At 52.5% G+C, this 18,256-nt stretch carries 18 protein-coding genes, 5 tRNA genes and 1 pseudogene; 8 read left to right on the top strand and 16 right to left on the bottom strand.

Features of this window, described 5'->3' with window-relative positions; genetic code table 11:
- A pseudogene (locus OGY18_RS20585) lies at positions 1-181 on the top strand (hypothetical protein); the annotation flags it as partial.
- Between the two features lie 175 nt (positions 182-356).
- On the opposite strand, the gene luxS reads toward OGY18_RS20585, so the two are convergent.
- The 15 genes from luxS to mltB form a co-directional block, all read right to left on the bottom strand.
- Complete coding sequence (gene luxS / locus OGY18_RS20580; protein ID WP_003037312.1) at positions 357-872, bottom strand: S-ribosylhomocysteine lyase; 516 nt, start codon at positions 870-872, stop codon at positions 357-359.
- A gap of 149 nt (positions 873-1,021) precedes the next feature.
- On the bottom strand, positions 1,022-2,578 hold the full coding sequence (gene gshA, locus OGY18_RS20575; RefSeq protein WP_008785615.1) for a glutamate--cysteine ligase: 1,557 nt from the start codon (positions 2,576-2,578) through the stop codon (positions 1,022-1,024).
- A 77-nt stretch (positions 2,579-2,655) separates the two neighbouring features.
- On the bottom strand, positions 2,656-3,084 hold the full coding sequence (locus OGY18_RS20570; RefSeq protein ID WP_286554206.1) for a YqaA family protein: 429 nt from the start codon (positions 3,082-3,084) through the stop codon (positions 2,656-2,658).
- On the bottom strand, positions 3,081-3,647 hold the full coding sequence (yqaB, locus tag OGY18_RS20565) for a fructose-1-phosphate/6-phosphogluconate phosphatase (protein WP_079938774.1): 567 nt from the start codon (positions 3,645-3,647) through the stop codon (positions 3,081-3,083). Before yqaB ends, OGY18_RS20570 begins: the two co-directional genes overlap by 4 nt.
- A 177-nt stretch (positions 3,648-3,824) precedes the next feature.
- Positions 3,825-3,901: transfer RNA gene (locus OGY18_RS20560), tRNA-Arg, on the bottom strand.
- A gap of 60 nt (positions 3,902-3,961) precedes the next feature.
- Positions 3,962-4,038, bottom strand: a tRNA-Arg gene (locus tag OGY18_RS20555).
- A 60-nt stretch (positions 4,039-4,098) separates the two neighbouring features.
- Positions 4,099-4,175: transfer RNA gene (locus tag OGY18_RS20550), tRNA-Arg, on the bottom strand.
- 61 nt (positions 4,176-4,236) lie between these two features.
- Positions 4,237-4,313: transfer RNA gene (locus tag OGY18_RS20545), tRNA-Arg, on the bottom strand.
- Between the two features lie 3 nt (positions 4,314-4,316).
- Positions 4,317-4,409, bottom strand: a tRNA-Ser gene (locus tag OGY18_RS20540).
- A 336-nt stretch (positions 4,410-4,745) separates the two neighbouring features.
- Positions 4,746-4,931, bottom strand: a complete 186-nt coding sequence (csrA, locus tag OGY18_RS20535; RefSeq protein ID WP_000906486.1) for a carbon storage regulator CsrA — start codon at positions 4,929-4,931, stop codon at positions 4,746-4,748.
- 238 nt (positions 4,932-5,169) lie between these two features.
- Positions 5,170-7,797 carry an alanine--tRNA ligase gene (gene alaS, locus OGY18_RS20530; RefSeq protein WP_286554205.1) on the bottom strand — a complete coding sequence of 876 codons (2,628 nt, stop codon included), beginning with the start codon at positions 7,795-7,797 and terminating at the stop codon, positions 5,170-5,172.
- Between the two features lie 128 nt (positions 7,798-7,925).
- Complete coding sequence (recX, locus tag OGY18_RS20525) at positions 7,926-8,426, bottom strand: recombination regulator RecX (protein ID WP_003825957.1); 501 nt, start codon at positions 8,424-8,426, stop codon at positions 7,926-7,928.
- Between the two features lie 86 nt (positions 8,427-8,512).
- On the bottom strand, positions 8,513-9,577 hold the full coding sequence (gene recA / locus OGY18_RS20520) for a recombinase RecA (protein WP_003037330.1): 1,065 nt from the start codon (positions 9,575-9,577) through the stop codon (positions 8,513-8,515).
- A gap of 92 nt (positions 9,578-9,669) precedes the next feature.
- Positions 9,670-10,167 carry a nicotinamide-nucleotide amidase gene (gene pncC / locus OGY18_RS20515; protein WP_148361563.1) on the bottom strand — a complete coding sequence of 166 codons (498 nt, stop codon included), beginning with the start codon at positions 10,165-10,167 and terminating at the stop codon, positions 9,670-9,672.
- Between the two features lie 191 nt (positions 10,168-10,358).
- Entirely contained in the window at positions 10,359-11,438 is a 1,080-nt protein-coding gene (gene mltB, locus OGY18_RS20510; protein ID WP_003037336.1) for a lytic murein transglycosylase B, read from the bottom strand.
- Between the two features lie 264 nt (positions 11,439-11,702).
- Between mltB and srlA the strand changes: the two genes are divergently transcribed.
- From srlA to gutQ, 7 genes are all read left to right on the top strand, one after another.
- Complete coding sequence (gene srlA / locus OGY18_RS20505; RefSeq protein WP_003037339.1) at positions 11,703-12,266, top strand: PTS glucitol/sorbitol transporter subunit IIC; 564 nt, start codon at positions 11,703-11,705, stop codon at positions 12,264-12,266.
- The gene (gene srlE / locus OGY18_RS20500) at positions 12,263-13,234 is read left to right on the top strand and encodes a PTS glucitol/sorbitol transporter subunit IIB (protein WP_191234810.1); all 972 of its coding nucleotides are present in this window, start codon (positions 12,263-12,265) and stop codon (positions 13,232-13,234) included. The genes srlA and srlE overlap by 4 nt, the downstream gene beginning before the upstream one ends.
- A 13-nt stretch (positions 13,235-13,247) precedes the next feature.
- Complete coding sequence (srlB, locus tag OGY18_RS20495) at positions 13,248-13,610, top strand: PTS glucitol/sorbitol transporter subunit IIA (protein ID WP_063940974.1); 363 nt, start codon at positions 13,248-13,250, stop codon at positions 13,608-13,610.
- 17 nt (positions 13,611-13,627) lie between these two features.
- Entirely contained in the window at positions 13,628-14,407 is a 780-nt protein-coding gene (gene srlD, locus OGY18_RS20490) for a sorbitol-6-phosphate dehydrogenase (protein ID WP_003037345.1), read from the top strand.
- Between the two features lie 55 nt (positions 14,408-14,462).
- Positions 14,463-14,822: a transcriptional regulator GutM gene (gene gutM / locus OGY18_RS20485; RefSeq protein ID WP_003825941.1), complete on the top strand. Its 360-nt coding sequence runs from the start codon at positions 14,463-14,465 to the stop codon at positions 14,820-14,822.
- A 70-nt stretch (positions 14,823-14,892) separates the two neighbouring features.
- Positions 14,893-15,666 (top strand): glucitol operon DNA-binding transcriptional repressor SrlR, encoded by a 774-nt coding sequence (gene srlR / locus OGY18_RS20480; protein ID WP_003037350.1) that lies wholly within the window; start codon positions 14,893-14,895, stop codon positions 15,664-15,666.
- Positions 15,659-16,624: an arabinose-5-phosphate isomerase GutQ gene (gene gutQ, locus OGY18_RS20475; RefSeq protein WP_286554203.1), complete on the top strand. Its 966-nt coding sequence runs from the start codon at positions 15,659-15,661 to the stop codon at positions 16,622-16,624. The genes srlR and gutQ overlap by 8 nt, the downstream gene beginning before the upstream one ends.
- Here the strand turns inward: gutQ and norR are convergent.
- A complete protein-coding gene (gene norR, locus OGY18_RS20470) occupies positions 16,621-18,141 on the bottom strand; it encodes a nitric oxide reductase transcriptional regulator NorR (RefSeq protein WP_198579489.1) in 1,521 nt (506 codons plus the stop codon). The two genes, gutQ and norR, sit on opposite strands and share 4 nt — an antisense overlap.
- Positions 18,142-18,256: the final 115 nt, after the last annotated feature.

Genomic DNA, 18,256 nt, shown 5'->3' with positions numbered 1-18,256 from the left:
ATCGGCCCAGATCCGCGAAATTTTAATCAGCGAGTCAGCTTGGGAAGAAATGACCTGCTTATTCGCACCTTCCTTAAAAGAGTCTTGTTATTACCCGGATATCTGGCACATTCCATTATGTTTTTCTATTAATTATTTATGTTTTTTAGTTTATGTGATCAATACACTCTGGCATCGTTAATTACCCGCCTCTTTCTGTTTACCAGATCACACTTTATTATTCGACAGGTCAGGCATCACTTAAATTAAAATGTATTCTCGCCGCAAATATAATAAGCACACATTATATTAAGAAATAAAAAACCCCGGACATAAACCGGGGTTAATATAAATACTAGAACAGCTAATCAATAAGACTAAATATGCAGTTCCTGCAGTTTCTCTTTCGGTAGCGCCAGCTCTTCATTGCTGTTCACGCGTACATCACGCTCCAGAATATGACGCGCGATATCCTGTGCTTCGCTAAGAGAGTGCATCTGATACGTACCGCACTGGTAAACGTTCAGCTCCGGGATCTGGTTCTGATCCTGTACTTTCAGCACGTCCGCCATTGCCGCTTTCCACGCGTCGGCTACACGCTGTTCGTCCGGCGTACCAATCAGGCTCATGTAGAAGCCGGTACGGCATCCCATCGGAGAGATATCGATAATCTCAACGCCGTTACCGTTAAGGTGGTTACGCATAAAACCTGCAAACAGGTGTTCCAGCGTATGGATACCTTTCTCAGGCATCACTTCTTTGTTCGGAATGCAGAAACGCAGATCAAACACGGTGATTGCGTCGCCATGCGGGGTGTTCATCGTTTTTGCAACCCGGACCGCGGGAGCTTCCATCCGGGTGTGATCGACAGTAAAACTATCTAACAACGGCATTTAGCCACCTCCGATAAATTTTTTAAAAATAATCTGAACTCTTTGTTCCGGGGCGAGTCTGAGTATATGAAAGACGCGCATTTGTTATCATCATCCCTGTTTTCAGAGATGAAATTTTGGCCACTCCCGAGTGGCCTTTTTCTTTTGTATCAAGCGTGCTTTTCCAGCCACACACTAAACGGCTCAGTATCAGCCGCTTCGATCTCCTGCTGACGACGCTTTGAAGCCTCGGTTTCAGCAATAAATTCAGCTTCCTGCACTATTTCTAACGGCTCTTCACGCAGCAGATTTCGGTAAGCCTCACCCAGCGCTTTGCCCGTGCCGCCAATGCCTTCATCAATCATAGACCGTAGGATCCGGGCAGAGAAAGTCAGTTCAGGATTGTCAAAACAGGCAACCAGTTCATCACAGACCTTCTGATACTCCTCTCCCCCATCGATGCTGTCCAGCGTTTGTGCCACGCGTTTCAGATCGCGGAACAAATCTTTCCCAACCTTAGGCAGCGGGAACTGGGCTGTTTCACAGCCAATACCTAACGTCAGCCCAGGCTTACGCCCTTCGAGAATCACGCGATTCCAGTTTTTACGCGTACACAGCAATTCATCGCTACTCATTTCCGGGGCATCAGCCAGCGCACACCAGACCATAAACAGATCGAGGAAGCGCACCTGCTGCTCGTCCACGCCGATAGGCGAGAACGGGTTGATATCCAGCGAGCGTACTTCGATGTACTCGATACCGCCACGCAGAAGCGCATCTGATGGCGTTTCTCCACGACGAGTGACGCGTTTCGGGCGAATAGGCGCATACAGCTCATTTTCAATCTGCAGAACGTTGCTGTTGATTTGCAGACGCTTACCGTCTTTCTCCAGACCGATCGCCGCGTACTCCTCGGAAGGCGTCTTAATCGCGCGCTTTAATCCTGCCACATACTCATGCAAATCGTTAAACGTAATTCCGAGATTGCTTTGCGACTTATTGGTATAGCCCAAGTCACTCAGGCGCAGCGACGTTGCGTACGGCAGGTAATACATCCCACAGTCGGTTTTTTCAAACGGCAGAGTTGTCGGTTTTCCTTGCAGGAATGAGGAACAAATGGCCGGAGAGGCACCAAACAAATACGGGATCACCCAACCAAAACGGTAGTAGTTGCGGATCAGACGGAAGTAGCCCGCGGAGATCTTCTCTTTGGCATCCTCACCTTCGGTTACACCGCATTTCGCCTGCCAGAAAGCCATAGGCAGTGAGAAGTTGTAGTGTACGCCCGAGATTGTCTGCATCAACGCGCCGTAGCGGTTTTTGAGGCCTTCACGGTACAGCGTCTTCAGGCGACCGGTATTCGACGAACCATACTGCGCCAGTTCGATATCCTGACCTTCGGCAATATAGCAAGGCATGCTCAACGGCCACATACGCTCGTCGCCAAGGTTTCTGGCGGTATAACGATGTAAGTCGCGCATGAACGTGAGCATTTTCTCAATATCGTCACCCGGTGGAGTAATGAACTCCAGCAATGCTTCGGCAAAGTCAGTGGTTATCCACTTATGCGTTAGCGCTGAGCCTAACACCTCAGGATGGCCTGTCGTTGCTAATGACCCATCTGCATTAACACGCAGCGTTTCGCGCTCCAGACCACGTTGAATCCCCTTTAACGCCTGAGGATGGTTTTCCAGCCAGGCCAGCGCCTGTGATACGTCCGGGATCAAATTGACCTCCCGCCTGTCAAAATCGTTTTAATTAGCATAATGGTATTGGTTACCCTGAAGGCTATCCCACAACACAATTAGTGCCACCACATAATGCCTTGCGTCGTAACCGCTGCGACAACAACATAGCGCAACGCCTTGCCAAGGCATAAGAAAAAGAGAACTGGGCCCCACGAGATGCGCATCCACCCGGCTAACAGGCACAGCAAATCCCCCACAACCGGCATCCAGCTTAATAATAGTGTGACAGCGCCATAGCGCCGCAGCCAGCCAGTGGCTTTTTCTTGCCAGCGCGATGTTTTACGCAATGGAAAGAAACGCCCAAGGATAACGTTAGTTAACCCTCCAAGGCTATTACCCATTGTTGCTGTTAAGACTAAGCCCCAGGGATGACTGACCCCGGAAACCAACAAAGCAACCAGAACAACTTCAGAATTGCCGGGTAATAGCGTGGCACTGAGAAAACTGCTGGCAAACAGTGACAGGAGCGACAGCCCATCACTCACAATAACCGGACATCCACGGCATCCATTCCCGCGGCATGCGCCGCCTGTATTCCAAAATCGGCATCTTCAAACACGACGCAACGAGCTGGAACAACCCCCATACGTTCGGCACAAAGCAAAAACGTATCAGGAGCCGGTTTATGGTGTTGTACGTGATCGGCTGCGACTACAGCATCAAAATAGCGACGCAGACCAAGGTGAGCGAGCAGCGCTTCTGCAATTGCGCTTTCACTACCCGTACCTACCGACATAGGACGTCGACCATACCAGGCTTTCACGACATCAACCAACGGCAAAGGCTGGACGCTATCCAGCAGCATGCTTCTTACCTTGTCGGTTTTTTCACGTGCCAGTGCATGAGGATCAAGATCGGCATGGTTTAATTCAATTACCGACTGCGCAATACGCCACGTTGGGGAGCCATTGAGGGCGACCATGGCATGTTCATCAAACCGTAGTCCATAATGCCCCAATACCTCATGCCACGCCTTACGATGCGTAGGCTCGGTATCCAGGATGGTACCATCCATATCAAAAATCAAACCCGCATAACGTTCGTACATCGTCTTCTCACAAGCCGAATGACCAGACGTTATTTTATCGTAATTGATTGATTTTGTCGCTGACAGCGAATTAGGGAGTGTTCAGAGAATATGTGGAAATGATTTGGAGGGGGAGATGGTGCTGACAATTATCTCGCAGACCATGAAAAAACAGTTTAGCTGTTATTTGGGAGAAGATGGTGCATCCGGGAGGATTCGAACCTCCGACCGCTCGGTTCGTAGCCGAGTACTCTATCCAGCTGAGCTACGGATGCATCAGGGAAACTTACTTTACTGCAGATTTGATGCCGCTGCTAAAGCGCTATCAAGTAATATGGTGCATCCGGGAGGATTCGAACCTCCGACCGCTCGGTTCGTAGCCGAGTACTCTATCCAGCTGAGCTACGGATGCATCGGGAAACTTGCTTTACTGCCGATATTGATATCGTGATAAGCGATATCAAGTAAGAGATGGTGCATCCGGGAGGATTCGAACCTCCGACCGCTCGGTTCGTAGCCGAGTACTCTATCCAGCTGAGCTACGGATGCATCAGGGAAACTTACTTTACTGCAGATTTGATGTCGCTGCTAAAGCGCTATCAATTAATATTGGTGCATCCGGGAGGATTCGAACCTCCGACCGCTCGGTTCGTAGCCGAGTACTCTATCCAGCTGAGCTACGGATGCAAATGGCGGTGAGGCGGGGATTCGAACCCCGGATGCAGCTTTTGACCGCATACTCCCTTAGCAGGGGAGCGCCTTCAGCCTCTCGGCCACCTCACCAACACGCCTCTTGCGAGTGCTTCGAAGAACTTGTTTCTGCTCATCGTCGCTGCGTGGCGCACATATTACTTTCTGGGACTTATAAGTCAAACAATTTTTCCAGAGCTTTTATCGTTTGCACATTTCACGCGCAATTAGTCTGCAAAAACGGCAAAAAGAGTGTTTTATCAACAGATAAATTGGCAATTTCCTGAAGGAGTGAGCAAACGGAAACTTCGCAGGAAAAGGCATTACGCGCAGTGGAATCGGAAAAATGGGGAAGACGAAGAAGAAAAGAGAAGAAAAAGGGTCACTCAATCAGGTTGCGCCTCACCAGAGAGGTGAGACGCGAAAACCTTAGTAACTGGACTGCTGGGATTTTTCAGCCTGGATACGCTGGTAGATCTCTTCACGATGGACAGAAACTTCTTTCGGGGCGTTTACGCCAATGCGCACCTGGTTGCCCTTCACCCCTAAAACTGTCACGGTGACCTCATCGCCTATCATGAGGGTCTCACCAACTCGACGAGTCAGAATCAGCATTCTTTGCTCCTTGAAAGATTAAAAGAGTCGGGTCTCTCTGTATCCCGGCATTATCCATCATATAACGCCAAAAAGTAAGCGATGACAAACACCTAAGTGTAAGCAGTCACGGCATCACATTCTGTTAAACCTAAGTTTAGCCGATATACACAACTTCAACCTGACTTTATCGTTGTCGATAGCGTTGATACAAACGCTGCGGATTGAAGTCCGCAGCGTCGACTTACGCTTATAATTATTACAGTTTTGCGCTGACCCAGCCTTTCACACTGGCTAACGCTGCAGGCAGAGCCGCTGCATCCGTACCACCGGCTTGCGCCATGTCCGGACGACCGCCACCCTTGCCGCCGACCTGCTGAGCGACCATTCCAACCAGTTCCCCTGCTTTCACGCGATCTGTCACGTCCTTAGACACACCCGCAATCAGAGAAACCTTACCTTCCACTACCGTTGCCAGAACGATAACGGTAGACCCCAGTTGATTTTTCAGATCATCAACCATGGTACGCAACATTTTCGGCTCAACGTCCGCGAGTTCGCTGACCAGCAGCTTCACGCCGTTGATATCAACCGCTTTGCTGGAAAGATTTGCACTCTCCTGCGCCGCAGCCTGTTCCTTCAATTGCTGCAATTCTTTTTCCAGTTGACGTGTACGCTCCAGCACGGAACGAACTTTGTCACCAATATTCTGGCTATCGCCTTTCAGCAGCTGCGCAATATCGCTTAAGCGATCGCTCTCAGCATGCACGGTTTGGATAGCACCTTCACCGGTTACGGCTTCAATACGACGAACGCCTGCCGCAGTACCTGACTCGGACACAATGCGGAACAGACCGATATCACCTGTACGGCTGGCGTGAGTACCGCCACACAGTTCGGTAGAGAAATCCCCCATGCTCAGAACGCGCACATGGTCGTCATATTTCTCGCCAAACAGTGCCATTGCGCCTTTGGCTTTTGCCGCTTCGAGATCCATGATGTTCGTTTCAATCGGCAAGTTGCGACGGATTTGCGCGTTCACCAGATCTTCAACGGCACGGATTTCAGCATGCTTCATAGCTTCGGTATGAGAGAAGTCGAAGCGCAGCAGTTTATCGTTAACCAACGAGCCTTTCTGCGCCACATGCGTGCCCAGAACCTGGCGCAGCGCCGCGTGCATCAGGTGCGTTGCGGAGTGGTTCAAACGAATACGCGCACGACGGGCTTCATCCACATCAGCCTGTACCGCATCACCAATTTTCAGAGAACCCGCAGACAACTTGCCGATGTGACCAATGGCCTGGCCATATTTCTGCGTGTCGCTAACGGCAAACGCGAAGCCTGCGCCTTTCAGCTCACCCTTGTCGCCAACCTGACCACCAGATTCCGCATAGAACGGCGTCTGATCCAGTACGACAACGGCATCCTGACCTGCGTTAATTGCGTCTACCGCTTTACCATCAACAAACAGCGCAGTCACTTTGCCGTTCAGTTCCAGGTGCTCGTAGCCTTTAAATTCAGAGGCGCCATCAACGCGAATCATCGCATTGTAGTCTGCGCCGAAGCCGCTGGCTTCACGCGCACGACGGCGCTGTTCTTCCATTGCAGCTTCAAAGCCCGCTTCATCAACCTTAATGTTACGCTCGCGGCAAACGTCTGCCGTCAGGTCAACCGGGAAACCGTAGGTGTCATACAGACGGAATGCGGTTTCGCCATCCAGCGTATCGCCAGACAGTTTTGCCAGTTCTTCGTCCAGCAGCGCCAGACCACGCTCCAGAGTACGCGCAAACTGCTCTTCTTCGGTTTTCAGAACCTGTTCAACCATAGCCTGCTGACGCTTCAGTTCTTCACCTGCAGAGCCCATGACGTCCACCAACGGACCAACCAGCTTGTAGAAGAAGGTATCCTTCGCGCCCAGCATGTTGCCATGACGTACCGCGCGACGAATGATACGGCGCAGCACATAGCCACGGTTTTCATTCGACGGGACAACGCCATCGGCAATCAGGAATGCACAGGAACGGATATGGTCGGCAATAACGCGCAGAGACTTGTTGCTCAGATCGGTTGCGCCAGTGACTTTCGCCACGGATTCGATCAATGAGCGGAACAGGTCGATTTCATAGTTGGAGTTAACGTGTTGCAGCACGGCCGCAATACGCTCCAGACCCATACCGGTATCCACGGACGGTTTCGGCAGCGGTTCCATGGTGCCGTCAGCCTGACGGTTGAACTGCATGAAGACGATGTTCCAGATCTCAATGTAGCGATCCCCATCTTCTTCTGCGCTTCCCGGAGGTCCACCCCAGATATGGTCGCCGTGGTCGTAGAAAATTTCTGTGCATGGACCGCAAGGACCGGTATCACCCATCTGCCAGAAGTTGTCTGAAGCATAAGCCGCACCTTTGTTATCACCGATACGGATGATACGTTCGCGCGGAATACCGACTTCTTTTTCCCAGATTTCATAGGCTTCATCGTCAGTTTCATAGACGGTTACCCACAGACGCTCTTTTGGCAGGGCAAACCAGTTTTCACCAGTCAGTAGTTCCCATGCATATTGAATAGCGTCGTGTTTGAAGTAATCGCCGAAGCTGAAGTTGCCCAGCATTTCGAAGAAAGTGTGGTGACGTGCAGTGTAACCGACGTTTTCCAGGTCATTGTGCTTACCGCCCGCACGTACACAACGCTGCGAGGTGGTTGCGCGGGAATAATTACGCTTGTCGAGGCCAAGGAAAACATCCTTGAACTGGTTCATCCCGGCGTTGGTAAACAACAAAGTAGGGTCATTGTTCGGTACCAGGGAGCTGCTGGCAACTACCTGGTGTCCTTTACTATGGAAAAAATCGAGAAACGCCTGACGGATCTCAGCGGTGCTCTTGCTCATAATTATCCTGAAGAAATCAAGCTAACGAAATGTCATTACCAGCATCGGCACGCAAACTGCGCCTCTGGCAATCGAAAAGTGGGAATAAGATAAGTTTTCTTTACTGGGAAGTAAAATCCCGTATGCGGTCAATCGTCAAAATTTCGCCATATTGCCTGAATATCTTCCATCAGATAGCCGCGATAGAGCAAAAAACGCTGGACCTTTATCTTATCTGAAAAATCGACAGGTAAAGGTTCACCGTACTTCCGAATGGCCTGCTCGCGTGCAAGCACTGCCCAGTCAACTTCGCACTCACGCATGGCCCGCTCGATAGCTTCACGTGCGATCCCTTTTTGGTTTAATTCCTGGCGCACTCGGGCTGGTCCATAACCTTTGCGGCTACGGCTGGCGATAAACTGCCGCACGAAACGATCATCATCCAGATAACGACTTTCAATACACCAGGCGATGACCTTGTCGTAATCCTCCGGCGTGGCATCAATTTCTTCTGGTCCATTTTTCCCCATCACCGGAGCGGCCAGCTTGCGCCGCAGTTCCTGCTCGCTGTGGTCGCGCATCGCCAGAATACGTACGGCGCGGTCAAGCAGTCGGGAATAAGCAGAACGGCGGGAAGTTGCTTCTGTCATAGTAAGCCTTCAGAAATGAAAAAGGGCTGCATGATATGCAGCCCTTTACTATATGTGATTCACAACATGCGATTCAAAACAGATTATCAGAAATCTTCGTTCGTTTCTTTTACGTCTTCGCCGCTGTCATCAACGGAGAAATCTGGCGTTGAATCCTGGTTATTGAGCAGTAACTCACGTAATTTCTTCTCAATTTCTTTCGCAGTTGCCGGGTTCTCTTTCAGCCAGTTGGTCGCATTCGCTTTACCCTGACCGATTTTCTCACCGTTGTAGCTGTACCATGCACCGGCTTTTTCAATCAGCTTCTCTTTCACGCCCAGGTCAACCAGTTCGCCGTAGAAGTTGATGCCTTCACCGTAAAGGATCTGGAATTCAGCCTGTTTGAACGGCGCTGCAATTTTGTTTTTCACAACCTTAACGCGAGTTTCGCTGCCGACCACATTGTCGCCTTCTTTCACCGCGCCAATACGACGGATATCCAGACGAACAGACGCATAGAATTTCAGGGCGTTACCACCGGTGGTGGTTTCCGGGTTACCGAACATAACGCCAATCTTCATACGGATCTGGTTGATGAAAATCAGCAGCGTGTTGGACTGCTTCAGGTTACCGGCCAGCTTACGCATCGCCTGGCTCATCATACGCGCCGCAAGGCCCATGTGAGAGTCGCCAATCTCGCCTTCGATTTCTGCCTTCGGCGTCAATGCGGCAACGGAGTCGACAACGATAACGTCAACCGCACCGGAGCGCGCCAGCGCATCACAGATTTCCAGCGCTTGTTCACCGGTATCCGGCTGAGAACACAGCAGGTTGTCGATATCAACGCCAAGCTTACGGGCATAGACCGGATCCAGCGCGTGTTCCGCATCGATAAATGCACAGGTTTTACCTTCACGCTGCGCAGCGGCAATAACCTGCAGGGTCAGCGTTGTTTTACCGGAGGATTCAGGCCCGTAGATTTCGACGATACGGCCCATTGGCAAACCGCCCGCGCCCAATGCGATATCCAGAGAAAGCGAACCGGTGGAGATAGTTTCCACATCCATGGAACGGTCTTCACCCAGGCGCATGATGGAGCCTTTACCGAATTGCTTTTCGATCTGACCCAGCGCTGCCGCCAACGCTTTCTGTTTGTTTTCGTCGATAGCCATTAATTACTCCTGTCATGCCGCTTTCGGGTTAAACCGCGAAACGTGATAGATAATGTTCTGTTGAGGCAATTATACTGTATGCTCATACAGTATCAAGTATTTTGTAGAAATTGTTGCCACAGGGTTTGTAACGCGTAGACGGTCGCCTGTCGACGTACCGCGTCGCGATCGCCGCTGAAGCATTCCCGGCGGGTAATCCCCTCGCCGTTCGCGCTGGCAAAGGCGAACCATACGGTACCCACGGGCTTTTCTTCACTGCCGCCATCCGGCCCGGCAATACCGCTGATCGAGACCGCGAAATGCGCGCGGGCAGCTTTTAGCGCGCCAATTGCCATCTCCACCACCACAGGCTCGCTCACCGCCCCATGCTGGGCCAACGTCTCTTCGCGCACGCCAATCATCTGTGCTTTGGCTTCGTTGCTGTAGGTCACAAACCCGCGTTCAAACCAGGCGGAGCTTCCGGCAATATCCGTAATCGCTTTGGCCACCCAGCCGCCGGTGCAGGATTCCGCCGTCGTAACGGTCGCCCCACGCGCTTTCAGCGCCAGGCCAACCTGCTCGCTTAACTGCATCAGTTCACTGTCAGTCATTTCAGCCTCTGTCAGTTAAAAAATATGCCGGACAAGATAGCACTTTCATAACCAATGTGGGGATGGAGAGAACGTTTTACGAGGGGGATTCCAAAAATTGCTCCGTTGCAGAAATAAGACCTGCCGGATGACGATGTCAGGGCATCTTATCCGGCCTACAAGCGATATCGTCCTGTAGGCCGGTGGAGCGATTACTGCACGCGCGCCAGCGCGACCGCCTGACCCAGTTGCCACACGGCCATCGCGTAGTGGGTACTGTGGTTGTAGCGGGTGATGGTGTAGAAGTTCGGCAATCCATACCAGTACTGATAGCCGGTACCAATATCCAGGCGCAGCAGGCTGGCCTGCTGATGATTACCCAACGACTGCTGTGGCGTCAGACCCGCGGCAGCAAGCTGAGAAATGCTGTACTGGGTTTTAAAGCCGTTCGCCAGCCCTGGTGCCTGACCATTTGCCGGAACCGCGACCGTATCGCCTTTCACCCAGCCGTGGCCCTTGAAATAGTTCGCCACGCTACCGATGGCATCAACCGGATCCCACAGGTTAATGTGGCCATCACCATTAAAATCAACGGCATATTGTTTATAGGAAGACGGCATAAACTGGCCGTAACCCATCGCGCCGGCAAAAGAACCTTTCAAATCGAGCGGATCGTCGCTTTCATCTCGCGCCATCAGCAGGAAGGTTTCCAGTTCACCAGAGAAGTATTCCGCACGACGAGGATAGTTAAACGACAGCGTCGCCAGCGCATCCAGAATACGGGTTTTGCCCATCACTCGGCCCCAACGCGTTTCAACGCCGATAATGCCAACGATAATTTCCGGCGGAACACCATAGACCTGCCACGCACGGTTCAGAGCATCTTCATATTGATTCCAGAAGGCTACGCCATTTTGCACGTTGTCAGGTGTGATGAACTGTTTGCGGTAGCGCAGCCATGCGCCGTTAGGACCGGCTGGCGGTTGAGTCGTCGGTGCCTGGCGGTCCATCAAACGCAATACCGAGTCCAGACGCTTGGCCTGCGACAGGATCTCCTGCAGCTGCTGGCGGTCAAAACCGTGCTTGTTCACCATTTTCTCGATGAACTGCTGCGCGTTTGGATTATTGGCAAAATCACCGCCCGTTTGCATGACGTTATGCTGTGGCTCAAGCAGGAAGCCGCCGGATGGCGCACCCGTAGTCGTTTGAGTCTCTGAAGGTTTAGGTTTGCTGCTACAGGCAGCGAGCAGTACGAAAAGGGGGAGTAACGCTACATAACGACGCTTGAACATGAGACATCCATTAAACAAATTCAGCCTGGGAGAAGTATGGTAAAGCATCCTCCGCCATACAAGGAAGCGGTAGTCGCTCTCCTTCACAGAATTTACATCCCCTATCATCTCTGACCATCACATTTGCGATCTTTCACGCAATAACTTTCAAATTAAAATATTTACCTTTCAATTTGAGATCAAAATAACACTTTCAAATCTTTCAATGTGATTAAAATCAACCACCGTTTGGCAAGATAACTAAAAACCCTACAGGAGAGAATAATGATCGACACCATCACACTCGGTGCTGAGTGGTTTATCGGGTTGTTCCAGAAAGGCGGAGAGGTCTTTACCGGCATGGTAACCGGTATTCTGCCTCTGCTGATCAGTCTGCTGGTCATCATGAATGCGCTAATTAACTTTATCGGTCAGCAGCGCATTGAACGTTTTGCCCAGCGCTGCGCCGGAAACCCGCTGTCCCGCTATCTGCTGCTGCCGTGCATCGGCACATTTGTGTTTTGTAACCCAATGACGCTGAGCCTGGGCCGCTTTATGCCAGAAAAATACAAGCCCAGCTACTACGCCGCCGCCTCTTACAGTTGCCATTCCATGAACGGCTTATTCCCGCACATCAACCCCGGCGAACTGTTTGTCTATCTGGGGATCGCCAGCGGCCTGACCACGCTGGGGCTTCCGCTTGGCCCACTGGCGGTGAGCTATTTACTGGTCGGTTTGGTGACTAACTTCTTCCGTGGCTGGGTGACCGATTTCACCACCACTATCTTCGAGAAAAAAATGGGCATTCAACTTGAGCAGAAGGTGCATCTGGCGGGAGCAACATCATGACGCGTATTCGTATTGAAAAAGGCACCGGCGGCTGGGGCGGCCCCCTTGAACTGGATGCCGTTCCGGGCAAGAAAATTGTCTATATCACCGCAGGAACTCGCCCCGCAATAGTCGACAAGATAGCAAGCCTGACCGGTTGGCAGGCCGTTGATGGCTTCAAAGAAGGCGAGCCACCGGAGAGCGAAATTGGTGTGGCGATCATCGACTGCGGCGGCACGCTGCGCTGTGGGATCTACCCCAAACGCAGAATACCGACAGTGAATATTCACGCTACGGGTAAATCCGGCCCGCTGGCTCAGTACATTGTCGAAGATATCTATGTCTCTGGCGTGAAAGAAGAAAACATCACGATTGTCGGGGAGGCATCCGCTGCGCCGCAACCAGCCAGCAGCACTATCGGTCGCGATTACGACACCAGTAAAAAGATTACCGAACAAAGCGATGGCCTGTTGGCAAAAGTGGGAATGGGCATGGGTTCAGCCGTTGCGGTTCTGTTCCAGTCCGGGCGCGACACCATCGATACCGTCCTGAAAACTATTCTGCCATTTATGGCGTTCGTCTCGGCACTGATCGGCATCATTATGGCTTCGGGTCTGGGAGACTGGATTGCCCATGGACTCGCGCCGCTGGCCAGCCATCCGTTGGGACTGGTTACTCTGGCGCTGATCTGCTCTTTCCCGCTGCTGTCGCCTTTCCTCGGCCCCGGTGCGGTTATCGCCCAGGTTATCGGCGTGCTGATCGGTGTACAGATTGGTCTGGGGAACATTCCTCCGCATCTGGCGCTACCTGCCCTGTTCGCCATTAACGCCCAGGCTGCATGTGACTTTATTCCGGTTGGGTTGTCGCTGGCCGAAGCGCGTCAGGACACGGTCCGCGTCGGCGTGCCATCCGTACTGGTGAGCCGTTTTCTGACCGGCGCGCCTACCGTTCTCATCGCCTGGTTTGTTTCTGGCTTTATTTACCAATAAGGGGCACTCAAAAATGACCGTAATTTATCAAACCACCATTACCCGTATCGGCCAGAGCGCCCCGGATGCACTGTGCGACCAGATGCTGATTACCTTTCGTGAAGGCGCGCCAGCGGATATCGAAGAGTTTTGTTTCATCCATTGCCACGGGGAGCTGAACGGCTCTTTGCAAGCCGGGATCCAGTTTGAACTGGGCCAGCACCACTACCCGGTCACCGCCGTTGGCAGCGTTGCGGAACAAAACTTACGTGAACTCGGGCATATAACCCTGCGCTTTGACGGGCAGAGCGAAGCGGAATTCCCCGGCACTGTACACGTTGCGGGCCCCGTCCCGGACGGTATCGCCCCGGGCTGTATTTTGAAGTTTGTTGCTTAAGATTGAAGGAGATAAAAATGAATCAGGTTGCCGTTGTCATTGGTGGAGGCCAGACCCTGGGGGCATTCCTTTGCCGTGGGCTTGCGACAGAAGGATACCGCGTCGCGGTGGTGGATATTCAAAGCGATAAAGCTGCCAACGTCGCGCAAGAAATTAACGCCGAGTTTGGCGAAGGTACCGCGTACGGTTTTGGCGCAGATGCCACCAGCGAACAGAGCGTGCTGGCGCTGTCGCGCGGAGTGGATGAAATATTCGGTCGTGTCGATCTGCTGGTTTACAGCGCGGGTATCGCTAAAGCCGCGTTTATCAGCGACTTTCAGCTTGGGGATTTCGACCGCTCGCTGCAGGTCAATCTGGTCGGCTACTTCCTCTGTGCACGTGAATTTTCACGCCTGATGATCCGCGATGGCGTGCAGGGACGCATTATCCAGATCAACTCCAAATCAGGGAAAGTGGGCAGTAAACACAACTCAGGTTATAGCGCGGCAAAATTTGGCGGCGTGGGCCTAACCCAGTCGCTGGCGCTGGATCTGGCGGAATACGGGATTACCGTGCATTCGTTGATGCTCGGTAATCTGCTGAAATCACCGATGTTTCAGTCGTTATTGCCGCAATATGCGACCAAGCTGGGCCTTAAGCCAGACGAAGTGGAGCAGTACTACATTGATAAGGTTCCGCTTAAACGCGGCTGCGATTATCAGGACGTACTGAACATGCTGCTGTTTTACGCCAGTCCAAAAGCCTCTTACTGCACCGGGCAGTCCATCAACGTGACCGGCGGTCAGGTGATGTTTTAATGTTGAATTGCCGGATGGCGGCTGCGCTTATCCGGCAAAATCAAAGGAGTACATAATGGTTTCCGCACTGATTACCGTCGCCGCTATCGCCTGGTGCCTGCAACTGGCGCTTGGTGGCTGGCAAATATCCCGCTTTAACCGGGCGTTTGATCAACTCTGCCAGCAAGGTCGGGTTGGTGTTGGTCGCTCCGGTGGGCGTTTTAAACCGCGCGTGGTGGTAGCCATTGCGCTGGATGAGCAGCAACGGGTTACCGATACGTTGTTTATGAAAGGTCTTACGGTATTCGCCAGACCCGGCAAAATTGCCACAATAATGGGCAAACATCTTGATGATTTACAGCCTGATGTGATCTTTCCCCATGATCCATTAGCGCAGAATGCACTATCATTGGCGCTTAAACTGAAACATGGGTAATTTCGTTGTGAATGCTAATAGCTTGCGAAATTATCATTTTGCAACCTATTAAGTCAGGGTAATCACGCCTATGAAACCTCGTCAGCGTCAGGCTGCCATACTGGAGCATCTGCAAAAGCAGGGAAAATGCTCGGTTGAAGAACTGGCCCACTACTTTGACACGACCGGCACGACCATTCGCAAAGACCTGGTCATTCTGGAAAATGCCGGAACCGTCATTCGTACCTATGGCGGCGTAGTATTAAATAAAGACGAATCCGACCCGCCAATCGATCACAAAACGCTAATCAATACGCATAAAAAAGAGCAGATTGCCGAAGCCGCCGTCCGTTTTATACACGATGGCGACTCTATTATTCTGGATGCGGGTAGCACCGTACTGCAGATGGTGCCGATGCTCACGCGCTTTAGCAACATCACCGTCATGACCAACAGTCTGCACATTGTTAACGCCCTTTCGGAGCTGGACAACGAGCAAACTATCCTGATGCCCGGCGGGACCTTTCGCAAAAAATCTGCGTCATTTCACGGTCAGCTGGCAGAAAACGCCTTTGAGCAGTTCAGCTTTGATAAACTCTTCATGGGCACCGACGGCATTGACCTCAATGCCGGCGTGACCACCTTTAATGAGGTGTTTAGCGTCAGTAAAGCGATGTGCAATGCCGCTCGCGAAGTGATTCTGATGGCTGACTCGTCAAAATTTGGGCGCAAAAGCCCTAATGTTGTATGCAGTCTGGAAAGCGTCGACAAGCTGATTACCGATGCGGGCATCGACCCTGCGTTTCGTCAGGCGCTGGAAGCAAAAGGGATTGAAGTGATCATAACCGGAGAAACCAATGAGTGATGCACTACTGAACGCGGGCCGTCAGACGTTAATGCTGGAACTACAGGAAGCCAGCCGACTGCCAGAACGCCTGGGCGATGATTTTGTCCGCGCCGCCAATACGATTATCCACTGTGAAGGCAAAGTCATTGTCTCCGGTATTGGTAAATCAGGTCATATTGGCAAAAAAATTGCGGCGACCCTCGCCAGTACCGGCACGCCCGCCTTTTTTGTGCATCCGGCGGAAGCGCTGCACGGTGACTTAGGGATGATTGAAAGCCGCGATGTCATGCTGTTTATCTCCTACTCCGGCGGCGCGAAAGAGCTGGATCTCATCATCCCACGCCTGGAAGACAAATCCGTCGCGCTGCTGGCAATGACCGGAAAACCGACCTCACCGTTGGGCCTGGCCGCCAAAGCCGTGCTGGATATTTCCGTTGAGCGCGAAGCCTGTCCGATGCGCCTGGCACCGACGTCCAGCACCGTGAATACGTTGATGATGGGCGACGCGCTGGCGATCGCCGTAATGCAGGCGCGCGGCTTTAACGAAGAAGATTTTGCCCGCTCACATCCGGCAGGTGCGCTGGGCGCTCGTCTGTTGAATAAAGTGCATCATCTGATGCGCCGTGACGATGCCATACCTCAGGTGAAGCTCACCACCAGCGTGATGGACGCGATGCTGGAACTCAGCCGCACGGGTCTTGGCCTGGTCGCGGTCTGCGACGACCAGTCACTGGTGAAAGGGGTCTTTACCGACGGCGACCTGCGCCGCTGGCTGGTTGGCGGCGGAGCGCTCACCACCCAGGTGAGCGAAGCAATGACTAAGAATGGCATTACGCTACAGGCGCAGAGCCGCGCGATTGACGCCAAAGAGATCCTGATGAAGCGTAAAATCACTGCCGCACCGGTGGTCGATGAAAACGGTAAACTCACCGGTGCTATCAACCTGCAGGATTTTTATCAGGCCGGTATTATCTAATCCTTCAGACCCAGACGTTTCGCCAGCCGGTGCAGGTTGGCGACGTCTGTTTCCAGCGCCCGCGCACTTGCCGCCCAACTGTGATTATTTTGCACCAATGCCCGGCGGATCATCTCCCGCTGGAACGACTCTGTTGCTTCACGCAGATTGTGATGTTGCGGGATCTCCGCAACAACTTCCGCCGCCTGCGAAGCCGGACCTTCGTCCTGCAGGGCAAAATGCTGCGTCTCCAGCACCACTTCATCACCTGCCCTGGTAGCCCTTGCCAGAACAACCGCCCGGTGAATGGCATGTTCCAGCTCGCGCACATTTCCAGGCCAGCCGTAATTCAGCAGATGACTACGCGCGCCGGGGCTTAGCACCACGCGGGAAAGACCCAGCCGCAGTCGGCATTGCTCGCAAAAATAGCCGGCCAGCAGCACCACATCTTCGCCGCGCTCGCGAAGAGGCGGTACAGAAAGGGGGAAGACGCTCAGACGGTGGAACAAATCCGCGCGGAAATTCCCGGCCAGCACCTCTTCGCGTAAATCACGGTTCGTCGCCGCCAGCACCCGCACATCCACGCGCAGGCTGCGATCGTCACCCACGCGCTGAATATCGCCGTACTGCAATACGCGCAGCAGCTTAGCCTGTAGCGCCAGCGAGAGTTCGCCTATCTCGTCGAGAAACAGCGTCCCATTGTCGGCCATTTCAAACTTACCGCTACGATTGCTGATAGCCCCGGTAAATGCGCCTTTTACGTGACCAAACAGCTCACTTTCGGCTACGGTTTCCGGCAACGCCGCACAGTTCAGATACACCAGTGGATTCACCGCGCGCGGCGAACCTTCATGGATAGCTTTAGCCACCAGCTCCTTCCCGGTCCCTGTTTCGCCGCTAATCAGCACGTTGAGATCGGACCCCGCCACAATCTCAATTTCTTTTTTCAACTGCATCATATTGGGCGACAGGCCAATCATCTGGGTTTCCGTCACCTGCTCAAAAGCCGTTGATGAGCCTGGCAGCATATTCTGGCTTTCCAGTTGTTCAATCAGCAGCGCATTGCTCAGCGCGCCCGCCGCCAGCGCGGCAATCAGCCTAAGCTCCTCATCGCTGAAAACATCGAACTGATCGGGCTCCATGCCATCCAGGGTTAACGCACCAATCAAATTTTGACCGGCGAACAACGGCAGCCCAATACAGGCATGCACTTTCAGACTCTCCTGCCCCGGAATCAGACCATCATACGGGTCTGGCAAATCGCTGTCGGCAGGGAAACGAACCACGTCCCCGGCGCGGGCAATCGCCTCCAGACGCGGATGCCCTTCCAGAGTAAAGCGCCTGCCGAGAACATCCTGCGCCAGCCCATCGATCGCCAGCGGAATAAACTGTCGCGACTCATAGCGCAACAATGCCGACGCGTCGCACTCCAGTACCTGACGCAAGGTGGTTATCAGGCGTTGAAAACGGTCCTGATGCCCAATACCGCTTTGTAATTCAATGGCGATGCCCGCCAGCACGTCTACGGAAAAGCTCATGACTACCTCATTGTCATTTTGACAATCCATATTGTCATATTGACAATAAAATGAATAGTCATTTTGACTACCACTTAATAAGCAGAAAACAATAAAACCTTTAAAATCAACAAAA

Source organism: Citrobacter sp. Cpo142, assembly GCF_030332425.1.
Classification (GTDB): domain Bacteria; phylum Pseudomonadota; class Gammaproteobacteria; order Enterobacterales; family Enterobacteriaceae; genus Citrobacter; species Citrobacter portucalensis.
Note: the sequence above shows the minus strand (reverse complement) of the source record. Positions and strands in the feature narration are given on the sequence as shown.